Source organism: Tunturiibacter lichenicola (genome assembly GCF_051013355.1).
GTDB classification, from domain to species: domain Bacteria; phylum Acidobacteriota; class Terriglobia; order Terriglobales; family Acidobacteriaceae; genus Edaphobacter; species Edaphobacter lichenicola_F.
On the sequence record NZ_CP132944.1, the window covers coordinates 5,457,731 to 5,480,953 of the forward strand.

Below are 23,223 nucleotides of genomic sequence, written 5' to 3' on the forward strand. Positions count from 1 at the left end.
GTAGTACTGTCCGCTCCGCCAAGCAATGATCCATGTCGCATCGCATACCAACTGAAAGCTGTTGAAACGGATGCGAGGCAAAACGACACTAACACGCCCGCGCCCACGTGAGGAGTGCGAGCGGCTTGGTGCACCCCGAGTTGAGCCATGACCATCAAAGCCGGTAGCCCAAGACACACAACCGTCGCGGTTGCTAACACTGGCTGGGACCCCCTCAGCCGTTGGGAAACCGCTCCTATCAAACCAGATGCGAAAACCGCGAAGATGGCTTCGACTATCATCGCAGCGGCAGCTCGGTCGGGGCCTGAGCGCAAATTGCTAATGTAGAACGTCACTCCGCGGAGCAGTGCGCTAAGGATCGCTGCCTTCCAACTCCATGGGGGTTTGAGCGTTTTGAAGGGTCTTAGCGTGATGTCTCGGAGAGCACCATAAAGATCATCATGGTGCGGAGAAGGTTCTAACCTAAGAGAAGACATGTCGCGGTGTGATGCTGACCAACCCAAGGAGTGTTGCGTTTGCGTGCTACATGCTTATAAGCGAATCTCACGGGTAGTGCATTTATTCAGCGGCTAAACGTAGGACTGACTTCTTCTATTCTCCATATAGGCCCTCCCTCATACAGCGGTCCCTCTTCCCGAACAAACGCGGGAGGGGTGCCGTTCTGCAGCCAAATGTGATAATCGGGAGGCTCTTTACCGATGATCGGCGCAACAACTCCCGTCAGGCCACCCAACTCAACATGGATGGTGAAGTCCGTGGCTTTCCTCCGCAGCGAGCCTACTGTGAAAGGAAGGCTTCCTGTTGGTTTGATCGAAAGACGGACCACCCGAGGTTTTGAGCCTGGAACAACGTAGGAAATCTTTGTTTCCACAGTGGACGGTAGGATATTTAGAAGCAGATTTGGCGGAAGCCCATTCGAAACGTCTCCAGGCAGATCTAAGTGTTCCTGTGTCAGCTTCCCTTCCTTATCCCGAGAGATGATCTGACCTGACTCCCCGTCGATCAAGAAATCGATAGGTTTCGGAAAGGAAGGGCCACGCTGGATGTGGTGATCGCTGATCAACCTGAAGGTGTTGCTTTGGGTAAAAATCGTAACGTCGTCGTCAATTGAGCCGTCAAGAAAATGGAAGGTAAGACGAGAGGTCACACGGCCACCGTGAACGGTTTGTGTTGACTCTCCAGTGGCGATCAAACGACCATCAAGAGTCTTGAGCGCAAGAAATCCGTGACTGGAGCCCTGTGCATAGCGAACCCTGACAGGTTCCGCACCAGCCAGAACGCTTAATACACACATCAAGCAAAACAGGTAAAGAGAACGGGCGTTTGAAGCGCGCATTGGGTTGGTCCTCGCGTCGGTTTTCGAAACTGTTGGTCTGTTCCCAAGTGAGATGCACTTTTTACCGACCCGTTTTGACACATTCGCTTTTTGGTTCGGACACCTTGACCAGCGTTGTGAGCGGACCATACATCCAAGGACGTCCTGCACTTATTCGCCTGACAGGATCGAACTTGGAGATGCATGCAACGCTTTCCGCGGTTTGTTCAACCAAGTTACTAATAGCTAAAGTTGAGAGATAGAGCGGCCCTATCCCGCATCTCTCGCGTAAAACCAATAGAAGAGGTCGTTGGAATGTCCACTACATCTTCTTACGGACAGATAGATGTTCCGTTTTCTGACAGTTTTCTGACAAGATGCCACGCCATGGAATACGGCGCTGAAGTACAAAGCCACGGCGAGGTTCGATTTCGCATCTGGGCCCCGTCTGCAACGTCGATTTTTCTGAGACTAGAAGGGTTCTCGGAGTACATCCCCCTGAATAGCCTGCCCGGTGGGTGGCACGAAGTCGTCACAAACAAAGCGCGATCAGGTACCAGATATCGCTTCGCGCTCGCGGATGGATCCCTCGTTCCCGACCCCGCCTCACGGTTCCAACCAACCGGCGTACATGGGCCAAGCGAGGTTATCGATCCAACGGAATTTAAATGGAGCGATTCGGCCTGGCACAATAGGCCTTGGTCTGAAGCAGTTGTCTATGAACTGCACGTGGGTACTTTCACCGATGAGGGCACGTTCGTGGCTGCGGTCGCGAAACTCGATCACCTAGTCTCTCTCGGGGTGACGGCTATCGAAATCATGCCCGTGGCGGACTTTCCTGGCAAACGTAACTGGGGTTACGACGGTGTTTTACTCTACGCTCCCGACTCTTCCTATGGCCGCCCGGAAGACTTCAAATGGTTCATCGAACAGGCTCATCTGAGGGGCCTGATGGTGATACTGGACGTGGTTTATAACCACTTCGGGCCCGATGGGAATTTCATTCCGAAATACGCTCCCCAAATCTTCACCAATCGTCATAAGACTCCTTGGGGGGACGCTGTGAATTACGACAACGATGGCAGCGAGTACGTTCGCGAGTTTGTGATTCAGAACGCACTCTACTGGATCGAGGAGTTTCATCTGGACGGACTACGGCTCGATGCCGTACATGCGATTAAGGATGACGGCCCAAAGCACCTTCTCAATGAGCTGGCGGAGCGGGTGCGTGAGGCTGCTTCGCCGCGTCCAGTCCACCTCATTCTTGAGAATGAAGACAACCGGGTGGATCTCTTGCGACGCGGCGAGGGAGGCGAGCCGATCACTTACACGGCGCAGTGGAACGACGATATGCATCACGTTTTACACACCGCCGCTACCCTCGAAACCAATGGCTATTATGGCGATTACGAAGGCGATACGGAGAAGCTGGGACGTGCGCTTGCCGAAGGCTTTGCCTTCCAGGGTGAGATTATGCACGCGAGAAACTCAGCTCGAGGAGCGCCCTCTGCGGAACTGCCCCCCGGAGCCTTCATAGCGTTCATGCAGAATCACGACCAAATTGGTAACCGGGCATTCGGCGAACGCATCAACGCGATCGCTTCGCAGGAGGCCGTTCACGCTATTGCGGCGATCTATCTTCTTCTGCCGCAAACCCCCATGCTATTCATGGGCGAAGAATGGGGTAGTTCTCAGCCGTTTCCGTTCTTCTGTGACTTCGAAGGTGAACTCGGCGAGCTGGTCCGAATCGGACGTCGCGCAGAGTTTGCCAACTTTCCTGAGTTTCAAGATCCGAATCAACGGGAGCGTATCCCAGATCCCCAGGCGATCGAAACGTTTAACGCTGCAAAACTCGATTGGCATCAGATCGAGGAAGAGGTGCACTCGCAGTGGCTCGGTTGGTACACGAAGATCCTCAAAGTACGTAAAGAACTTATCGTTCCGCACATCGCTCAAATGGCCGGCGATGCGGGCATGTATGAGGTGCTTGGTGTTGGAGCCGTCGTAGTGCGTTTTTGGAATAGTAGTGGTGATCGACAGCTGATGCTCGCTGCCAATCTATCCGACAACTCGACAGATGGCTTTCCCGAGGCAAGCGGTAAAACCGTTTGGCAGGAAGGTCCCGAACAATTTGGAAGTCAAATGCGACCATGGTCGATAAGGTGGTCGTTTCAGGAGGACAAATGACAATTCTAGAGGCACCCCAAAAAGAGGAATCGAAGAGCCACTTATATCCCACTCTTCTTCCAGGAAGGCCCTATCCTCTCGGCGCGACGGTTCGCAAGAAGGGCACCAATTTCGCTATTTTTTCCCAAGATGCGACCCGCGTTGAGTTGTGCCTGTTCAACTCCGATGGCGCGCAGACTGCCTGTATTGCTTTGCGTGAACGTACGGCTTACGTGTGGCACGGGCTAGTGCTTGATATCAAGCCCGGACAACTTTACGGCTATCGCATACATGGGCCGTGGGAACCTGACCAAGGCCACCGGTTCAACCCGAATAAATTGCTTGTTGATCCGTATGCGAAAGCTATATCGGGCAATGTCGATTGGAGGGCCCCGATATTTCCCTATGATCTTGCGTCGGGCGACGATGGCAAGATTGATGAACAGGACAGCGCGGCCGGCGTTCCCAGAAGTGTTGTAATCGAGAGTAAGTTCGATTGGGGAGATGATTGCCCTCCGGAGACACCTCTAGCTGACTCTGTCATATATGAAGTCCATGTCAAGGGGTTTAGTGTGCGCAATCCAATGGTTCCTGAGAACCTCCGTGGGACTTACGCGGGCCTGGCGTACGAATCCAGCATCAATTACTTTAGGAAACTCGGTATTACGGCGATAGAACTGCTCCCTGTTCATCATTTTATTGATGAGGGACATCTCGTAGATAAGGGGTTAAGCGATTACTGGGGATATAACACGCTAGGCTATTTCGCCCCTATGTCACGGTATAGCTCTACGGGAGACAGAGGGGGGCAGGTGCGTGAGTTTAAAGAGATGGTGAAGGCTCTTCATGCAGCCGGCATCGAAGTGATCCTAGATGTGGTCTACAACCACACCTGCGAAGGTAATCATATGGGCCCTATGTTGAGCTGGAAGGGCGTCTGCAATGCGACCTACTATCGCATGGTGGAGGGGGACCCGCGGCACTACATGGACTACACCGGGACCGGCAATACCCTCAATGTGCGTAACCCACAAGTGTTAAAGATGCTCATGGATTCGCTGCGTTATTGGGTTACCGAGATGCATGTAGATGGGTTCCGCTTCGATCTCGCCGCCACCCTTGCTCGTGAACTCCACGATGTCAGCCGACTCTCCTCCTTCTTCGACACGATCCATCAGGATCCCACCCTGGCGGATGTAAAGCTGATTGCAGAGCCGTGGGACGTTGGGGACGGCGGCTATCAGGTAGGCCAATTCCCTGTCCTGTGGGCAGAGTGGAACGGGATCTATCGAGACACCATTCGACGTTTTTGGAAAGGCGACGCTGGTCAGCTATCTGACTTTGCTAACCGCTTAACGGGATCGAGTGACCTGTATCAATTTGATGGCCGCAAACCCTACGCCAGCATAAACTTCATTACTGCGCATGATGGATTTACTCTGTGTGACCTCGTCAGTTACAACGAAAAACACAATGAAGCGAATGACGACGACAACAAGGATGGCGCCAACGACAACGAATCCTGGAATATGGGCACTGAAGGACCGACGGACGACCCGCAAATCAACACGCTAAGAGAGCGTCAGATCCGCAACTTCCTTAGCACTTTGATGCTTTCGCAAGGAGTCCCCATGCTCGCTGGAGGCGATGAGGTCGCCCGATCCCAGCGCGGCAACAACAATTGCTATTGCCAGGACAATGAATTGACTTGGTACGACTGGGATTTGGACGATTCTCGCAAGCGTCTCCGTGACTTCACCAGTCAGCTTATCCAGCTTAGGCTCTCTCATCCCAATCTTCACCGTCGTAAATTCTTCCAGGATCGTGAAATTCGCAGGAAGGACGGAAACACAGTAATTCAGGACATTGCCTGGTACAACCCTGACGGCAATCAAGTCGGCGATGAGGTTTGGAATGCAGGATGGAATCGTTCTATCGGTCTGCTCCTAAACGGTCAGACCTTGCAGGTCACGAACGAAGAAGGCAAGCCCGTCATTGACGATAGCTTTCTCATTCTCGTCAACGCTTCTCATGAAGGTGTTGAGTTCACGTTACCGCCGCCGCTGGCCGGTTCCAATTGGAACCAAGTTATTGATACGGAAAACATTGATGAACCCTTTGCTAAAGTGGTACTGGACGATAAGGTCATTGTGGGCGGCAGATCCCTCAAACTACTGTCCGATGAAACACCGAAATCGTAGAGCAGTGCCATTCCGGGAGCGAGTTGCAGCCCGGCCGGCGCTCCGCTTCGCTCTGTCCGCATAGGTGTTCGAACCGAACACTCCACCAAGCGCACTTTTTCGAGGTTGTGTCAGTCGGCAGGCTGAAATATGTGTGAGCTCAACAGTGCCTCGAAGACCAGTACAACCAAGAGAACGGAGGCCCTCTCATATGCAACACAGAGGTTAGGAATCACTTGGCCGAACACCTCACAGCCCCATATCGCTCGCCGTCGCGGACGTTATAGGTCAGGCCCAGTACTTACATAAATAAACGGAGTTGACATGGGAAAACTAGCGTTGGTCACTGGGGCATCAAGCGGAATTGGTTATAACCTGGCAAAGGTCTTTGCAGAAAACGGCTTTGACCTGGTCATCGCTTCAAACGGTGACCGTCTTGAAAAGGCCGACGCCGACTTTAAGGCAATGGGAGTCAACGTACTGGCGGTACAGGCGGATCTCGCGACCTATGAGGGCGTTGATGAGCTCTGGAAGGCTGTCGAGTCCCTCGGACAGCCCCTGGACGCTGCAGCTATAAATGCCGGGGTAGGGGTTGGTGGCCTGTTCGCGGAAACGGATCTTGAGAAAGAGATCAACCTCGTGCGCTTGAACGTTGAGGGAACTCTTCATATTGCAAAACATGTGGTGAAGCATATGGTGGCGCGTGGCGAGGGTAGAATTCTTTTCACCGCTTCGATCACCTCGGAAATGATCGCACCGCGAGAAGCCGCATATGCAGCCTCAAAAGCTTTCGATCTCACGTTTGCGAAGAGTTTGCGAGCCGAGCTCGAAGGCACAGGTGTTACGGTCACTGCGCTTCAGCCCGGACCTGTGGACACTGATTTCTTTCACCGCGCTGGCATGGACAATACACAGGTTGGACAAGAGGGAAAGAAGGACAGTGAACCCTACGACGTCGCGAAGCAGGGATTTGACGCTCTCATGAAGGGCGAAAAGCACGTCTATGCCGCAAGCCTCAAGACCAAAATGCAAGGTGCAGTCGCAAACTTTGTTCCTGATGCGGTGAAGGCCGCCATGCATGAGAAGTCTGCAAAGCCTGTTCACTGAAGTCGCTTTCAGTGCGACAGACAAGCTGCCCAAAGAACAACAGAATGGAATTGGAGGTTTTATGATAACTAGGATTTTGAACAGAGAACTGGGTTCGGATGAAGCGGGTCACCCAATTCCGGCCACCGGGGAGCACTACGTGCCCATGCCCGAAGGTAAAGAGAATGGTCTCGTCACGGGGTCGGCAGTACAGACTATTCAGGGCGACCCAAAGGCTCTCTACGCCTTCTGGCGAGATGTCACTTTCATTCCCAGATGGCAGGAACATGTTGTCTCCGTCACTCCAATCGATTCTCAGAAGAGCCATTGGGTGATGGGTAATCCCGAGGACGAGGATGGGAAACGCATCGAATTCGACTCTCAGATAACTGAAGACATCCCAGGAGAAAAGATCTCGTGGCAATCCATCGGTGGCGATGTGGAGCAGGGCGGAACTGTCACGTTTAGTTCGTCCGCATCAGGACGGGGAACTCTCGTTACCTTGATACAGTCCACTAACGTACCCTTAGGCACAGTTGGAAATGCCATTGCTGGAGTCGCCAAACGGAGCCCAAGACAAACAGTAATCGAAGATCTGCGCCACTTCAAACAGATGGTAGAGACAGGGGAAATTCCGTCTGTGAAGGGACAGCCACATGGCCCTCGCGGCATCAGTGGAGGCATCAAGGAGTGGATGTACGGCGAGACCAATCCAACTCCTCCAGGCAGTAATGACCAAGCCTAAACGGAATCGTAATTGCGCCAATTAGCGCACGACTGGAGATTTTATGAAAGCTGTTTGTTGGATGGGAAAGCAATCAATCGAAGTACACGATGTCGACGATCCGAAGATCATTAACCCACATGATGCAATCATCAAGGTTACACGAACAGCCATTTGCGGAAGTGACCTTCACCTATATGCGGGCTTGATTCCTTCGATGGAGTCCGGCGATATTCTCGGGCACGAGTTCATGGGCATCGTTGAAGAGATCGGGACCGAGGTCAAAAGACTTAAGCCTGGCGATCGAGTCGTCATACCTTTTACGATTGCTTGCGGTAGCTGTTTGTTCTGCAAAAGCGATCTCTGGAGCCTTTGCGATAACACCAACCCTAATGCACATGTAGCAGAGACAATGTACGGCTACTCAGGCTCGGCGTTGTTTGGCTACTCTCACATTTATGGAGGTTACGCCGGCGGCCAAGCGCAGTATGCTCGCGTTCCCTTTGCAGATGTGGGCCCGATCAAGATCGAAAATGATCTTCCCGATGAGAAGGTGCTATTTCTGTCTGACATCTTTCCAACAGGTTACCAAGGAGCAGTAAACGCCAATATAAAGCAGGGTGATACCGTCGCAGTTTGGGGGTGCGGCCCAGTAGGGCTCTTTGCAATTGCGAGCGCATACATGCTAGGCGCAGAAAAGGTGATTGCAATTGATCGCTTCCCGGAACGCCTGAAGTTGGCCAGAGGGTGCGGCGCGACAACCATTGATTATAGTCAGGACAAGGTCTCGATAGTTGAAGCCCTACGAGATCTCAGTGGCGGGATCGGCCCGGATAGCTGTATCGACTGCGTCGGAATAGAAGCCCACTCTCATTCGGCGGGTGGTATTTATGACAAGGTGAAACAGACGCTGAAGCTCGAGACGGACCGGCCGTTCGTGTTGCGGCAGGCTATACAGGCTATCCGCAAGGGCGGTACGCTCTCGATACCGGGTGTCTACGGTGGCGTTCTAGATAAGGTCAATTTCGGGGCCGCGTTCGGCAAAGGAATTCATATGAGTATGGGCCAAACCCATATGCATAAGTTTCTTAAACCTTTGCTGGAACATATTGAGCAGGGTCATATCGATCCGAGCTTTCTTATCTCACATCGCATTGGCATCGAACAAGCTCCAGAGATGTACTTCAAGTGGCAAAAGAAAGAAGATGGCGTGACGAAGATCGTGATCGATCCCTGGAGGGATACCATCGGCGCAGAGACTAGAGCCAGAGTCGCTTAGTTCGCAGTTTTATCTGGAAACAAAGGGCCATCATGAAGGCCCTTTGTTCTATCTGGACTCTACCGCGCTTTATCGCCTCCCTTGTTCTTCTACAGGATGGGCAGTGGCGCGTAAGCGGCTTGTCATGATGTTACACGCGCGGCGAACCCAATCTCCCAGATAAGCGACCTATATAGTTTCAACGATAGTGTGATGATCTGCCCAAGCGTCTTCCAGTCTATGTGCGAGCAGTTCGATAGGAGGGTTTCGCCTCGGCAGGATGACGAGTAAACCTGCAGCAGCAGCACAAAAGCCGACGATCCCCCAAATTACAGTTTTCATCATGTCTCTCCATGTAAGTCGCTCAGTCTTCTGATTGCGTTGTGGTTTGATGCGGACCGAAGGATCTCTGGCTGCTTCAGCCCACAAGGTTAGGCCGGCGCACTGGATCGCTGTGCTCTAAGACTCTGATCTGCGCATCAAAGGAAAGGGAAACTCGAGAGGTTGAAAGAAGAATGGGAATGAAGTCGGGGATGAACCAGAACGAAAAGAGTGAACAGCAAGTGATTGTGCAGCGACAAAGACGTATTCCATCACTCCTGGTATGGGTCGCCCTCGTTCTCCCTAACATAGTCTTCCTGGGCGGCGGCGTAGTGGGCCTAGCACGGGCGCAGGTAAAAAACAGCCCGCAACGGCCTGACAAATCCGATGATTCGCAAGAGCCCAAGCCAGATAAGAATGCGGCAGCGGAAAACAATAAGAAAGTCTCGGCAAGGGGGGTACCTGGCTTTGATTTGCAGTCTAGCCGAACCGACATTCTGTCACATCTTAACGCGGTAATTAGCTTCTACCGCGCCTCACTCATGCCGATTCAGAAGGCCGGGGAGCCAAATGACGCTGTTTACTTCGACCAATCGGTTGAGCTTTCCTCACAGGCTGCAACATACGCGTTTCAGGCAGCTCAGGCCGGAGCGGCGCTCGCGATTGTGCATCAGGATGTGTCTACAGGTGATAGACAGAGACTAGAGAACACCAAGACGAACGTTGAACAGGCGCTGGTGGTGCTAAAAAATCGGGAAGACAGCTTGGATAAGGCGATCGCGGCGGCAAACTCGCGACAAATCAGCTCTCTTCGATTACAGAGAGAGGGGGTCCAGGCAGCCATCGACCTTAATAATTCCATGGACGAGGCGCTGAAGAAGATTGTTGGCATCTCCGACACCAGAGACGGAAGCGGACTTGCGGCGGATGTAGAGCGACTTCAACGATCCATTCCCGAGCTGAACGGCAAGGAGAAGATCGTTGCTCCTCAATTGACTACGTTGGAGTCAGCGCGATCATCGGGCGTCAGCAGCCAGGGCGCGGTTTTGTTTCAATTGCTGGAAACCAAGCACGCGCTTGACGGCTTAATCAGCCAGAACGATAAGGCTCATCAAACGGCGCTTGCTGTCAGAGTACCGATCTCGGCCGTTCTTCGCACTCTTGTTACAAAGGGCCAGCTGTTGACCGAACAGGCGGTTGAGGCTTCGGTCCCGCCTCAAGCAACAACAAAGAAGATGCCGGCAGCTACTCCGACAGAAACTGTTGTTACCCCACCCATGTTGACATCCTCAGCGACCTCTGCAGAGACACTGGGTTCCATCACGAGGGATTTCCAGGCCCTGTCTTCGGCTGCAATCCCGTTGAGCCAAGAACTTATCGTTCTTGAGGAAAGCAGATCAAACCTTACGGCATGGCAGGCAGCCGTGGATCAGGAGTACAAGGGAGTTCTTCACGCGCTTTTGCTTCGCGTAGTAGTGATCGCCATCGCGCTGGGGATCATCTTTGTTGGGGGGGAGGTATGGAGACGCGCAACTAACAAGTACGTCCATGATCCACGAAGGCGACGTCAACTGTTGGTGGTCCGGAGGATTGCAATCGGCTTTCTTTCAGTAATCGTCGTTCTTTTTGGTTTTGTAACTCAATTCAATTCCCTCGCAACATTTGCGGGGTTTATTACAGCCGGCATTGCGGTGGGACTACAAACTGTCCTACTGTCTGTGGCTGCGTACTTCTTTATCGTCGGCAGATACGGAGTCAAAGTAGGCGATCGGATTACCGTCTCATCGGTGACCGGAGATGTAATTGACGTGGGCTTGGTGCGGTTCTACATGATGGAGCTAGCGGGCAGCGGGGTGGAAATGAACCCTACAGGCAGAGTGGCTGTCTTCTCCAACGCGGTGCTATTTCAAGCGGCGACGCCTCTCTACAAGCAGATACCTGGTACTGAGTTCGCCTGGCATGAGCTGATTGTTAAGCTCTCAGCAACGACTAACTACACCAAGGTGTGCGACGCCATTATGAATGAGGTGAAGGCGGTCTATGAAGGCTATCGGCCTAATATCGAGCAGCAACACCGCGATGTTGAGAACTGGATGCAAGCTCCGATTGCCGCTCCGGAGGTGAATTCACGGCTTCAGTTCAGCGGAGGAGCATTTCAATTGTGGGCACGGTTTCCAGTTGAGATCCGAACAGCAGCGAAAACAGATGAGGAATTGACGATACGCCTGATGAGGCTAATGGAACAAAACGACGAGTTCAAGCAGGCGTTTGCTGCGACGCCCGTGATCCAAGCTTCGGTAAAAGGATAGAACCATAGACGAGCGCTAGAGCTTCGCGATTGACCCACCTTGCTATACATCGTTCGGCAATTTTTATTAAGGTCCTTATGAAACTTCGTTCAACCATCATCGCGACGGCGGCCGTCTCTACGTCCCTTGCGCTCCTAAGCTGTGGAGGCGGACCAAACTTCAGCTATCAGAATGTGAGAGTAACCATCACACCTGAAATCAAGTCAATTCCCGTAAACGCAACTCAGATTTTCAACACCAGTACAGTGAACGCTCCGAATGTTCCACTTTGGTCAATAAACGGTAACTATACGAGCGGGCTGGTCACGAGTGGATCGTTTAATTCTTCGACCGAGAATCCCTCTTCCGCGACTTTCACGGCGCCGACAGCGCCCCCAATTTACACCGACGCACAAGTGAGCGCGGGAGCGGTTCAAGGTTCTGTACGCCTCTCTGCTGGCGTCTCAGTAAATCCCAATTCGTCGCCAGACCTGATTGTGACGTCTGAATCCTTCGTAATTATTGGTCCCATTAGCGTCGGCATCTCGCCGCCGATGTCATCTGTGCAACTCACTGGCACCCAGCAGTTCGCTGGGTATGTGGTTGGATCGGTAGACACCGGCCTAAACTGGCAGGTAGACGGTGTCGGCGGCGGATCTTTGTCTGGAATCGTTACACCCACAGGACTCTATACAGCACCTTCGGCTATTCCTGTTCCAGGCAAAATCGTTACGGTCTCCGCAGTTTCCCTGGCAGATCCGACAAAGTCGGCTTCGTCAGTTGTAACTCTGACCCCTCCATAGTTGAGAGTTAACTCCAATTTCCTCAAAGTTTTGCCTGGCAACAACAAGTCTCAGCATTATCAATTCCTTGAGACGCTTTATCCAATGAGCTTTACCTGCCTATTCTGAGACGTGGCTGGAACATTTGGCAAACGACCTGAGCGGTTAGAGAGAGGCTGCTAAACCTTCCTTATCTTCAATAAGCTCGCTACCCTGCACAAGGACAGTTGAGGTGGCTCCGGCGGAGGGCCGTTGAACCTTTTCCCTGACATACTGCAGCACGTCTGGGAGAGTGAGCAGCACTGAATGCCCGTCGAACAGTTTTAGTCGGCGTTGTGTCTTATCTAGATCTCCTGCAAAGTGCCACAGGCAGATGATGATGTTGAGATCAGGAAATTTGGCTCTGAGTTTTTGATATAACGCTCTAGTATGTTCGATTGCAAATGGCGGTAGTGCGGAGATACAGACTACGGTCGGTCGAAGTTCGGCTGTTGTCGAAAGCATCTCACCAATTGGTCCGATAGGAACGCTGTGGCTGCTCAACCCGCTCCTTTCGATGCACTGCGTCAAAAGCAAGCCAACAAGTTCGTCCGCCTCATCTCTTGCTGGAATACAAACAACGCAATTCGCTGAACTGTCTATTAGGCACGGGGTTTCGGCGACGTTGATCACTGAGGTGTCACTCAACTCTTCGATCAATTCACGTGTGCTCTGCATAATAAAACTTAGTGTTGCATCATCCAATTCGTTGCGATGACGGTCCTGTTCGACGAGACTTAGAGCCGGAATTAGAACTTCGCTGTAGAGCTCATCGAGAGACTTGGTCTGAAGATATTGTTCTAAGACAAGTTTGGCCTCGCTTTGATCTGAAGCCAAGAGACGCTGATAGTAAAGATCACCTCGCGATATCTCGGATTCGTCGCCCAAAAGAATCTTAAGGAAGCTGAGACTTGGGATGTACCGTCCCATGACGACCAGGGAGACAGTTAAGGGCGTCGACAGTATTAGACCCGGAAATCCCCATATCAAAGTCCAAAACACAGCTGCGACGAGAATCGCCAAAGCGGAGAGACCAACCTGTGACCCATACAGAAGAGGCTCAACAAAGTTAGCTACGATGAGTTCTAGCGCAACGAAAGAGGCCATGGTGCCCCACGCGTGTCCCCATCCGGGAAACACAGCGAGCGATAGAAGTATTGGAATTGCAGCAGATGCGGGGGCGCCGATGTACGGCATGAAACGAAGAATCGCCGCGAGGAGACCCCACAGCCAAGCTTCAGGTATCCCGATTAGGTACAAACCCACCCCAACGATCAAACCGTAAGCGGCATTTACAGCCGACTGCAAAAACAGATAGCGCTGGATGCGACGTGTTGCCTCGTCGAGAGCCTGAGTCATTACATGCAGCCGACCACCGCTCGACAGATGGATGAATCTATTGCGAAGGTCTTCTTGCCCCATGAGGACAAAAATTGTAAAGACAACAACAAGGCCCGCTGCCCCCATTGAGCCAAGTAGGTTTTCGACATAGGCAATCGTGTTCGACTGAGGTACGACCTCTACTGCCAGTGGCCGTTCGGGCGAGGATCCTGGAGGCGGCTTCTTGGTATGACCTTGCTCTGGGGATTCTGAACCGGCCTTAGCTAAGTCTTTCTCAAGCTCTCCAAAGGTCTCTGACACTTTGCTGAAGTTCGAGTTGCGTAATCCACTTAGCACATGGATCTTCTCTTCCAATATCGTCTTGTAGCCAGGCAGCTGACCAGCCAAATCTGTCAGCTCAACGGATAGCTTCCAGGCGAACCCGAAAGCTAACGTACTCAGACAGAGGGCTATCAGGAGGATTGAAGCCACACGCGGTAACCGGAGTCGACCGAGAGAAGTCATCACCGGCGCCAGAAGCAAGGAAAGTAATAACGCGAGGGCCAGCGGGATAACACGCTGCGGCCGAAGTAGAGCGATGCGACTACGACGACGAAGGTGACAATGCGCAGCAGCCTCGCCGTTTCGGTCAAACTAGATTTCTTATTCATTTGGTCACAGTTTCAGCTCAACAGACTATCTGATCCCAGGTACGTCAAGACGTTCGTATCATAAGGATCCCAAAAACGTATCCAACCGAAGTTGTCGAGTACGCGGATCTATCGGCTAATCTAATTCACGACAAGAGTATATTTGCTTCTCCTGGCGGTAATTCATTGAATCACTGCATCGAAAGATGTAGATGAAGAGCTAACCGCTCAGGGCCCTGCTGCACCTGCAGAAGACTTTGACGTCGCCAAGGGTGGCGACTTCCCTGCCGCCCAAATGGAATAGACGTGAGTGAATTCTGCACCAAAGAAAAATATCTGCGCGGAGTAGTACACCCAGATAACCATTGCGACGAGGGATCCTGCTGCTCCATAGGCCGATCCGGGACTTGCTTTCCCAAGGTAGAGGGCCAGTAACGATTTCCCTAGCGTAAAGAGAAGCCGTGAATGTAGCTCCAAATCTGACATCCTTCCAGTCGACATGCGTATCCGGAAGGTATTTGAGTATGAATCCGAACAGAACTGCGATTCCGACGAATGAAAAGACGAAGTTCAGGCCTTCCATAACCAACGGCGAAATAGGGAGTACGTCGCCGGAAAATTTTGCGACTGCGTCGAATCCAGCACTTGCGATGAGGGAAACGAAGAGCAGGAAGCCTACGCTTAGTACCATTCCGAGAGAAAAGATTCTGCCCTTAATCAGAGACCACACACCAGAGCTCCTCTTAGGAGGTGCCTCCCAGATAGTGTTCAGTGCTGAACGCAGTTCTGCGAACACTCCGGAAGCCCCAAACAGCAGCGTGATCAAGCCGATGACAGTGGCAAAGATGCCAGCAGACTCCTTCTGGCCGCTCGCCAACATGGAGCGAACAGCTTCTCTGCCTTCAGTTCCGGCCATTCCTTGAACTTGACTAAGCAGATGCACTTCAGCACTCGATTTGCTGAAGACAATCGCGGCAGCTGCTACCAGCAGAATAACAAGAGGAGACACCGAAAGGATCGTGTAAAAGGCCAATGCCGCACCGAGACGAGGCGCATCGTCTTCGTTCCAATCCTCAAAACTGCGTTGAACCAACTGCAGCCAAACTCGTGGCTCCATGGTCACATCCAAGAGTGATACTTATTGAACCCACCCACGTGCGGAGGCGTAGACATATGTATGAAGCTAGATTCGATGAAAAGGGTGCTGGGATCGATACGATTTTATCTGAGCGCCGACCTTGTCGGATTTTTGAGCCTCTCGAAGGTCGGCGACGAGAGAGGTAAGCTGTACAACCGCAGGTGAGCGATTTTCCCCGCGGTTTCCAGCATTTCGCCAGGGGCTGAGCGTTCTAGTGAAACACAAAGCGGTTCGGGAGAGTGAAGATAAGCTCGAGATAAGAGCCAGATTTCCTTGCAGGCCGCCAGGACCAGACCAGAAACCCGTCAAGCGGAAGGAACAAGGGTTGCTTATGTGTGCGAGCTACTGGTAGGGTGTCACTCGATTGGAAAGATAGGTTCTTCATGAACGATTCGCTGGCAACTTATCTACACGACCATCTTGCCGGCGCTAATCTCGCCATTGAGTTGCTTCGTGCAATGCGTACTAAACATCAAGATGAGCCCATAGGGAGTTTTCTAGATTCCCTTCTCGCTGAGATTGTTGAGGATCGCGACACTTTGAAAGAACTCGCCGAGGAAACAGGAACCGGTCAGAGTACTTTGAAAGAATTGGGTGCCTGGTTATCCGAAAAAGCGAGCCGATTCAAGCTCGGTGATGGTGCTGATGGCCCGTTTGAGGTGTTCGAAGCTCTGGAGTTTCTGTCGCTCGGCATTCTCGGCAAGCTCAGCCTCTGGAGCGCATTGGACGTTGCGGCTCGGTCAGACACACGTCTCGAGGGAGTCGACTTCACCAGGCTCATAGGTAGGGCCGAATCTCAATACGCTGCAGTAGAAAAGCGAAGAATTTCTTGTGCCGAAACCGCATTGAAGCTCGTCAGAACAGCCACTACAAGGTAAGACGTTTGCCGCGATCGTTCCCCGTTCTTTCCTAACCTTCAACGACCTCACATTGGTGCCTGCGACGAATATTGTCACCGCAGGCTAGAACTTAGCAAGGGGGCCCGATTGGTCCTGTTGCTTCTGTCGGCGGTGGAACATGCTGCTCACCCTCTTCGGGCACAGAATCAGGCGACGAGTTCTTTGATAGGCAGGAACACCCGAAAGATCGTGCCACTCTTACCATGCAGGGTGCTGCTCCGGAATTGAATTCTTCCACGATGGTTGTGAATTATCTCTTTTACGATCCAGAGACCAAGGCCATTCCCCTCCGCCTTGCTGCTTTTGAAGGAATCGAACAGTGTATCTCTGATTGCCTCGGGTATACCGACACCGTTGTCTGCGACTGTCATGATAGCTTCCTTTTGTCGGAGGATCACTCGGACATGCAAACTGCCGGAGTGCGGAAGCGCATCAATTGCGTTCAGAAGTAGATTCGTGAGCACTTGAAAGATCTCGCCTCGCTTGATCACCGCGACTACAGTCTCGTCGGATCTTTTCTGTACATTGATCCTCTTGCTCGAGATCTTCACACGATGGAGATAAAGCGCTGATTCAGCCAACTCCACCAAATCGACATCCCTAGGTTCGCTGTCGACGCGAATGAAGCCAAGGCTCTTGCTGGTGATCTCTCCGAGTCCGCGCAGCTCGTCGTCTGCTATCTCTAAGTACTCAACGGCCTTCGACTCGGAGGGCACCGCACATTTCGCCAGATAGATTAGATTCGTTAGAGCCCCCAACCGGTTGTTGACTTCGTGCATAGTCGCACCGACCAACCGCCCCGCCAAGGCCAGTTGATGGTGTCTCCGTAAATTTTCTTCGCACGCTTTGAGCTTCTGACTCTGGTCCTCAAAGAAGTCGCGGTGCCAGGTTGCCGAATCCATAGCCTCTAAGAGCGGAATTTTGTGTCTCCGGTTGGCCGCCATGAGGACTTCGGCTGAGCGATATATGTCGATCTTTTTGATGAGCTGATCAAACCTTATGATTTGGCGGTTTGAGCTATCTGTACCGGACGCTTACAGAATTATTAGTTTGCCTTGCAGCATATGCTACAAGTTTCGGTGTGCTCTTTCAGGTCATTGCTCGCACGTTCAACCTGTTCCAGGGCTTCCTTTCTCGCTTCAGGTTCAGGGAGTTTATTTTCGAGCTCTTTCTCGTGCGCAACCGCATCTCGAACTCTTTCTTCTAAACTTTCTTTGTGTCGACAGTTCGGGCGCTCCATGTCGGGTCCTCCTCCGTAAAAGATAGGCCCGCTCTAACGAGCGGGCCTACGCATATTAGACCTTTCACTACTAATCCTTCGTAGAGGTGTGCACTACTACCGTTTCGCGATCATCGAGGACCTCATCTTCCCGTGCCGTCGAGAGTCGCTCGCCATCGGAAATGTTTCCGAAGGTTCCCCGCCCGCCGGCAGTCTCCTTCGAACCTTCTTCGCTAGTGGACGCGATATCACGAGCTCCTGTTTCTTTGAGAGCTTCCTTTGCGGAATCGATCTGCTCGGAAGTATCGCAGTGGACGGACAACAGTGTGCCCCCGTCTTTCACCGCTCCCTCATACCGCTTCGCTTCATACTCGGGAATTCCCATGCCCACCAAAGCTCCAACGATGCCGCCTACTGTTCCGCCGATTCCTACGCCTGCCAGCGATGCCATGATTGGACCGGCCGCGATAAGAGGACCGACGCCAGGGATGGCCAGTGCACCGATACCTGCCAGCAGACCTAGCGTGCCACCAATAACTCCGCCGGTGGTAACGCCGGTCGCGGTACCCTCTGGTGCCTTTGTTGCTTTCTCATGGGCGAACGCCCGCGTGCTGTCATCGTCTGGGAGAAGTACGGAGATAGCTGAGTTAGTAAACCCTTTAGTAATCAAATGGTCGACGGCGGCTTCTGCTGTCGCTGGGGTTGCGTAGATACCGAATACTGCTGTGTTTTTGTTAGACATATGGTGCTCCTTTTTGTGATGTTCTGCGTTATCCAAGCTCTTAGGGTTTGACCGTAAGCTGATCAGTTACTTTATCCGTAGACACGATGTTTGCCGCCATGGCCGCAACCTTCTCCTTCTCCTCGTCCGACTTCACTGGCCCTTTTAGGGTGACGGATCCGTTGAGAGTGATGATCTTGACATTATGGGCATAGGTCGAAAGCGTCTTATCCGAGGTAATCGCCTTACGAATCTTAGCTGTTGTCATTCGGTCAGATTGGACATTCGACTGATTGTCGGCAGTTGGCGTCTGATTTTTGTTCTGATTCGAGTTGTCGGGTGCTGTTTGTGAAGTACCAGACTGCGGTACAGGTTGTGAAGCGTTCAGGTGGATGCAGCAGCAGAGTGCGATCGCCGCAGTTGTACGGAGGGCAGTGCTAAGAAGTGTCATGGACCAATACCTTTCGAGTAAGTGAGCTTTCAGCCGCTGGATGAGATGCGCAGCTCGTTTGCGTCCCGGCAATCGGTCTGATGAAAACCACGACCTACTAGTTGTTCACCGTTTGAACAATTCGCGCCGCCGCTCCTAACGCCGAGAGAGAGGCTTGATGGGACCCGCTGTCGGGGCCCTCCACATACGATGGATTTGCATCTGACCTAAGGTACGCAGCACGCAAATTAAATTTGGAGTCGCCCTATGTACCATCATGTAAAAAAGCTGATGTACACCGTCAATATTGGAGAGCCAGACGTGAAGTTTGGCAACATGCTTCTTGAGCAGTTTGGCGGAGCCAACGGCGAGCTGGCCGCCGCTATGCAATACACCATCCAAGGGTGGAATTGCGTCGATGATCTGGCACGACGTGATCTCCTCCTGGATATTGGAACAGAAGAGTTGAGTCACCTGGAGGTAGTCGGTGCTCTCATCCGCATGCACCTAAAACCTCTCAAAACGAACAGAGAGGCGGCTGAAGCGGATCCTCTAGTCACCATTGCTGGAGGAGGAGGGGTAGGTCTATTCGATTCAATGGGGAACGCTTGGACCGCTAACTATTTGAAGATCACCGGTGAGTTGGATGTCGATCTGCGAAGTAATATCGCGGCAGAGTCGAGAGCCAAGATAGTGTATGAGCGTCTAATCGATCACACAGACGATCCGGGCACCATCGACACCCTCCAATTCCTGATGACCCGGGAAATCACCCACATGAAGGCCTTTCAGGCTGCACTCGATAGTTTGGAGAAGTCGCCATTCGCCGTTGGACTTCTGATGCCTACCCCTGGAATCGTGGACGAATACTTCAATGGGTCTACGGGTGACGGGAATGAAGGCGATACCGATATGCGTGGGCCCTGGAACTCGTCCTTCGGACTTCACCCAGTTGAATCGCAGATGGCGGGTGGGAAGGGACTTTCGGTCGGCGATGTTGACGGCAAGATCGATGGCGAAGACCGCGGGAAACAAGATGACGCCCAAAAGGCAACTACATCTCCCAAGGATGAAGCTATTGGCAAAGCAGGCAAAAGCAGGGACCGCTCGCATAACGGCAAAGCTGTTGCTTCGAGCTCACGATAAACAGAGCAATAGCCATTACTAGGCGGCCTCCTCCGGAGGCCGCTGCTCTCTTGGCGCAGTGCCATCTCGCGACGATCGGACGTAGGCCATGGTAAAAGCTGTCTTGTGTGATATTGACGGAACGCTCGTTGAAAGCAATTGGCTTCATGCAGCCGCGTGGAGAGATGCGTTCGCCGTCGCCGACATCGCAGTTGATCTCGAAGATGCTCGCCGACAGATAGGGAAAGGTGGAGATGAGTTGATCCCTGTCTTCGTTCCCTGGTGGAAACGGAAGGCCATAGAAGAACCACTGAAGGCATATCGACAGTTTATCTTTCGTCAAGATTACTTACATCAGGTCAAGCCTTTCCGTAAGGTCCGCGAATTGTTGGAGCAGATGAAAGAAAAAGGAATAGCAATATCTCTCTCCTCCTCAGCACACAAAAGCGAGCTCGATGTTTATAAAAATATTGCCAACATCGAAGATCTTGTTGAGGAAAGCAGTTCGGCCGACGATGCGAAGCGATCCAAGCCCCATCCCGATATCTTCGAAGCGACTTTGAAGAAGCTTGGCCTGTCCCCCAAAGAGGCGCTTGCGCTCGGGGACACTCCCTATGACGCCGAGGCTGCCGGAAAGGCATCGATCTTGACTGTCGGAGTTACGACCGGCGGCTGGAGCGAGAAAGAGCTGCTGCATGCAGGGTGCATTGAAGTCTACAAGGACGTGGAAGACTTACTTGCGAACTTCGAACGAAGCGCCTTCTACAAGATTTGAGATTAGAGGCGGCTACAGTTATGAGCATAACGCAGCAACTTATCTATTTGTTTGTCCTTGCGATCCCGGTCGCTTCGATTGCATGGACTATCACGCACGAAGAGGTCATTCGCGAGTTTCGCGAAACCTGTCATACCAAGAGCGCAGAATGTCCGCGCTTGTATCAGCGAAAGTTCTTCTACCTGTTCACTTGTGAATATTGCTTCAGTCACTATGTCGCTTTGATTTTCCTCGTAATAACTCGGTTTCAGCTTTTATATCCGGATTGGCGCGGATATTTGATCGCTCTGTTCTCTTTGGTTTGGGTCGCTAACGTTTATATGAGTCTTTTTGGCATGATCCGGCTAGATCTCAAGAAAGAGCGGGTTCAGATCGAGAAAAGCGAGGCCACGCAATCGGCATCGCCGTTAAACGGTAGTCTCTGAGGGCTCTAAACATCGAAGCAAACGTGGGTTCTACGGAGCCATGCAACGCTGAAGCATAGTATTGCTTCTCATTCGATGGTGCTACTGCGCGGCATGCCGCCCTTGGAGAGTACATGAAAAGATCAACTCAAATAATCTGCTGCGCCGTCCTGAGCTTCGCGTTCGGAATGATGCCCATCAACGCAACAGCGCAAAGCGACGACGACAAGAAGTTCCTAGCCATGGCCGCACAGTCGGACCAAAACGAAATTGCACTAAGCAAATTGGCGGAACAGAAGGCCACGAATCCAGATGTGAAGGCGTTCGCCGAAAAGATGATTGCGGAGCACACGCAGATGACGGCTAGCATGAAGCCGTTCGTCGACGCATGGGGCCTGACGCCGCCAACAGGTCCCGACGCCGATCATCAAAAGGAGTTGGATAAGCTCAATGGGCTCTCGGGCAATGATTTCGACAAGGCATACATGAAAGATATGGTCTCCGATCACACGAAAGCCCTAAGCGCATTCACAAAAGAAGCTAAAGACACCAAAGATGCTAAATTTCGTGCTGCCGTAATTAAGGGAAAGACAGCCGTCGCCGCACACCAAAACATGGCTTATGATCTGGAAAAGAAGCTTTAGCCTCTATCTAAACGACCCGCAGAAAGCCCTCCCGAAGCTGGGAGGGCTTTCTTATTTGTTTCCCTACACGGAACCTCAAATTGACTCGAACGCCTCTTGCTGGGTTCAATGAATTGAGCGTTTCACTCCATGGTTAAGACGGTACCGTATCCCGTTTCTGACGGTCATTGCATGCGGCTCGAAGTTTCTCATAGCGGATTTGCAGTTCATCCAACTCAAGGTCGCTCAGATTTTCGATGTCGATCATCTGATCCCTGGCCTTGTCCACTGCGTGGATGAGCTCGTTCAACTTTAGATTGATCGCGCGCGCATCTCTGTTCTGCGTATTTTGGATGAGGAAGACCATAAGAAAGGTAATGATGGTCGTTCCGGTGTTGATCACGAGCTGCCAGGTATCAGAATAATGAAACACCGGACCGGTGGTGCCCCAAATGACAATGACGAGCCCGGCTCCAGCGAATGCCCACTTCGATCCCAACCAACCAGAAGCCGAGGCAGCGAACCGGCCGAACCAATCGTTGGTAGTGCGCGTCTTTATTTCAATTGGTGTTTCCTTCATATGCGCCCTCCCCCTGAAACGAAGCCTGCGTCAAGCACGGCAAGTCTTTCTAGATAGCGCTACTCTACATGAGTTTCTCTAAGATCGCGGTAGGCCTTTGCCTCTCGGATCCGCGTCTCAGGATTCGTGCCGCGATCGCCCAGCCATCTAAACCCTTCTCGGCGGCATCGCACGGAGCACGGGGTAGACATGCCAAGCGCCGGAATACCAGTCAGAAATTTTGGGAAATCTAACGTGAAGATCTCCGCTCTCGGCCTTGGTGGGCATCACCTGGGAGCTGCGAAAGACGAGCCGACTGCCGTTCGTCTGGTGCATCGAGCGGTAGACGGCGGCATAAGCTTCTTCGACTGCTGCTGGGAATACAACCGAGGCAAATCGGAAGATTGGTTAGGTAAAGGCCTGAAGGGGCTTCGGGAGAAGGCTTTTCTTATGACGAAAGTCTGCACGCATGGGAGGGATGCGAGTCTCGCTACGCAAATGCTGGAGCAGTCGCTGCGTCGTCTTCAGACTGACCATCTCGATCTGTGGCAAATCCATGGCGTTACATTCCAAAATGATCCCGAACTGTTCATTCGCCCGAATGGGGCTGCAGAAGCTCTGAGGAAAGCCAAGGAACAAGGTAAGGTCCGTTTTGTTGGTTTTAGCGGGCACAAAGATCCCGCTATCCATCTTGCGATGCTGAATACCGGCTTTCCTTTCGATGCGGTGCAGATGCCCCTCAACCCTTTTGACGCCAATTTCTTCTCGTTCGAGAAAATGGTCCTTCCGGTGCTGGTTGAGCGCGGCATAGCCCCTCTTGGCATGAAACCCATTGGTGGTAAAGGGGAGCCTGTACAAAGCGGGGTCTTTACAGCTGAAGAACTCCTTCGATATGCAATGAGTCTCCCCGTTGCGACGACCATCTCTGGCGCATCAGAACCCCACATTCTTGAACAAAATCTCACCATCGCCCAAAACTTTACGCCTCTTAGCCCGACTGAGATGCAGTCCATGCGGGATCGCGCGAAGCCATATGCCGGAGACGGCCACTTTGAGCTCTACAAGACTTCGATTAAATACGACAATCCGGAAGCTCGCCTGGCTCACGAATTTCCGGTCGACATGCAATCGGTTGAAGTGAAACAGATGGTGTATTCGACGACGAATTCTGGACGGCCATTTCCTGACGTGGCCGAATAAA

The 23,223-nt window shown here is 52.3% G+C and carries 21 protein-coding genes; 13 read left to right on the top strand and 8 right to left on the bottom strand.

The genetic code is table 11. From position 1 onward, the window contains the following. Positions 1–562: 562 nt before the first annotated feature. Positions 563–1,147 (bottom strand): hypothetical protein, encoded by a 585-nt coding sequence (locus RBB82_RS22855; protein ID WP_433973028.1) that lies wholly within the window; start codon positions 1,145–1,147, stop codon positions 563–565. A 483-nt stretch (positions 1,148–1,630) separates the two neighbouring features. Between RBB82_RS22855 and treZ the strand changes: the two genes are divergently transcribed. The 7 genes from treZ (at position 1,631) to RBB82_RS22890 (ending at position 12,141) form a co-directional block, all read left to right on the top strand. After that, a complete protein-coding gene (treZ, locus tag RBB82_RS22860; RefSeq protein WP_433973029.1) occupies positions 1,631–3,502 on the top strand; it encodes a malto-oligosyltrehalose trehalohydrolase in 1,872 nt (623 codons plus the stop codon). Next, positions 3,499–5,682: a glycogen debranching protein GlgX gene (gene glgX, locus RBB82_RS22865; protein WP_433973030.1), complete on the top strand. Its 2,184-nt coding sequence runs from the start codon at positions 3,499–3,501 to the stop codon at positions 5,680–5,682. The genes treZ and glgX overlap by 4 nt, the downstream gene beginning before the upstream one ends. Positions 5,683–5,985: 303 nt before the next feature. After that, positions 5,986–6,768, top strand: a complete 783-nt coding sequence (locus RBB82_RS22870; protein WP_433973031.1) for an SDR family NAD(P)-dependent oxidoreductase — start codon at positions 5,986–5,988, stop codon at positions 6,766–6,768. Between the two features lie 61 nt (positions 6,769–6,829). After that, on the top strand, positions 6,830–7,492 hold the full coding sequence (locus RBB82_RS22875; protein ID WP_433973032.1) for an SRPBCC family protein: 663 nt from the start codon (positions 6,830–6,832) through the stop codon (positions 7,490–7,492). Between the two features lie 43 nt (positions 7,493–7,535). Continuing rightward, positions 7,536–8,750, top strand: a complete 1,215-nt coding sequence (locus RBB82_RS22880; RefSeq protein WP_433973033.1) for a zinc-dependent alcohol dehydrogenase — start codon at positions 7,536–7,538, stop codon at positions 8,748–8,750. Between the two features lie 500 nt (positions 8,751–9,250). Then, complete coding sequence (locus tag RBB82_RS22885) at positions 9,251–11,359, top strand: mechanosensitive ion channel family protein (RefSeq protein WP_433973034.1); 2,109 nt, start codon at positions 9,251–9,253, stop codon at positions 11,357–11,359. A gap of 77 nt (positions 11,360–11,436) precedes the next feature. Beyond that, positions 11,437–12,141: a hypothetical protein gene (locus RBB82_RS22890; protein WP_433973035.1), complete on the top strand. Its 705-nt coding sequence runs from the start codon at positions 11,437–11,439 to the stop codon at positions 12,139–12,141. A 144-nt stretch (positions 12,142–12,285) separates the two neighbouring features. Here the strand turns inward: RBB82_RS22890 and RBB82_RS22895 are convergent, their stop codons facing one another. Both RBB82_RS22895 and RBB82_RS22900 read right to left on the bottom strand, forming a co-directional pair. After that, positions 12,286–14,079: an AI-2E family transporter gene (locus RBB82_RS22895; RefSeq protein WP_433975444.1), complete on the bottom strand. Its 1,794-nt coding sequence runs from the start codon at positions 14,077–14,079 to the stop codon at positions 12,286–12,288. Positions 14,080–14,349: 270 nt separating this feature from the next. After that, positions 14,350–15,252, bottom strand: coding sequence for a YihY/virulence factor BrkB family protein (locus RBB82_RS22900; RefSeq protein WP_433975446.1), 903 nt, complete (start codon positions 15,250–15,252; stop codon positions 14,350–14,352). Between the two features lie 398 nt (positions 15,253–15,650). Here RBB82_RS22900 and RBB82_RS22905 point away from each other — a divergent pair, with 398 nt between their 5' ends. Next, complete coding sequence (locus RBB82_RS22905; RefSeq protein WP_433973036.1) at positions 15,651–16,145, top strand: hypothetical protein; 495 nt, start codon at positions 15,651–15,653, stop codon at positions 16,143–16,145. A 167-nt stretch (positions 16,146–16,312) separates the two neighbouring features. Here the strand turns inward: RBB82_RS22905 and RBB82_RS22910 are convergent, their stop codons facing one another. The 4 genes from RBB82_RS22910 to RBB82_RS22925 form a co-directional block, all read right to left on the bottom strand. Next, positions 16,313–17,068 (bottom strand): sensor histidine kinase, encoded by a 756-nt coding sequence (locus tag RBB82_RS22910; RefSeq protein ID WP_433973037.1) that lies wholly within the window; start codon positions 17,066–17,068, stop codon positions 16,313–16,315. A 143-nt stretch (positions 17,069–17,211) separates the two neighbouring features. Beyond that, a complete protein-coding gene (locus RBB82_RS22915) occupies positions 17,212–17,406 on the bottom strand; it encodes a hypothetical protein (protein ID WP_433973038.1) in 195 nt (64 codons plus the stop codon). A gap of 70 nt (positions 17,407–17,476) precedes the next feature. Next, a complete protein-coding gene (locus RBB82_RS22920; protein ID WP_433973039.1) occupies positions 17,477–18,127 on the bottom strand; it encodes a general stress protein in 651 nt (216 codons plus the stop codon). A 40-nt stretch (positions 18,128–18,167) separates the two neighbouring features. Then, on the bottom strand, positions 18,168–18,557 hold the full coding sequence (locus RBB82_RS22925; RefSeq protein WP_433973040.1) for a BON domain-containing protein: 390 nt from the start codon (positions 18,555–18,557) through the stop codon (positions 18,168–18,170). A gap of 246 nt (positions 18,558–18,803) precedes the next feature. Between RBB82_RS22925 and RBB82_RS22930 the strand changes: the two genes are divergently transcribed. The 4 genes from RBB82_RS22930 (at position 18,804) to RBB82_RS22945 (ending at position 21,484) form a co-directional block, all read left to right on the top strand. Continuing rightward, positions 18,804–19,682, top strand: coding sequence for a manganese catalase family protein (locus tag RBB82_RS22930; protein ID WP_433973041.1), 879 nt, complete (start codon positions 18,804–18,806; stop codon positions 19,680–19,682). A gap of 88 nt (positions 19,683–19,770) precedes the next feature. Beyond that, positions 19,771–20,436, top strand: coding sequence for an HAD family hydrolase (locus tag RBB82_RS22935; RefSeq protein WP_433973042.1), 666 nt, complete (start codon positions 19,771–19,773; stop codon positions 20,434–20,436). Between the two features lie 20 nt (positions 20,437–20,456). Beyond that, positions 20,457–20,861 carry a hypothetical protein gene (locus tag RBB82_RS22940; RefSeq protein ID WP_433973043.1) on the top strand — a complete coding sequence of 135 codons (405 nt, stop codon included), beginning with the start codon at positions 20,457–20,459 and terminating at the stop codon, positions 20,859–20,861. A 113-nt stretch (positions 20,862–20,974) separates the two neighbouring features. Next, on the top strand, positions 20,975–21,484 hold the full coding sequence (locus RBB82_RS22945; RefSeq protein ID WP_433973044.1) for a DUF4142 domain-containing protein: 510 nt from the start codon (positions 20,975–20,977) through the stop codon (positions 21,482–21,484). A 133-nt stretch (positions 21,485–21,617) separates the two neighbouring features. Here the strand turns inward: RBB82_RS22945 and RBB82_RS22950 are convergent, their stop codons facing one another. Continuing rightward, positions 21,618–22,043 (bottom strand): low affinity iron permease family protein, encoded by a 426-nt coding sequence (locus tag RBB82_RS22950; protein WP_433973045.1) that lies wholly within the window; start codon positions 22,041–22,043, stop codon positions 21,618–21,620. A 234-nt stretch (positions 22,044–22,277) separates the two neighbouring features. Between RBB82_RS22950 and RBB82_RS22955 the strand changes: the two genes are divergently transcribed. Then, positions 22,278–23,222 (top strand): aldo/keto reductase, encoded by a 945-nt coding sequence (locus tag RBB82_RS22955; RefSeq protein ID WP_433973046.1) that lies wholly within the window; start codon positions 22,278–22,280, stop codon positions 23,220–23,222. Position 23,223 lies beyond the last annotated feature (1 nt).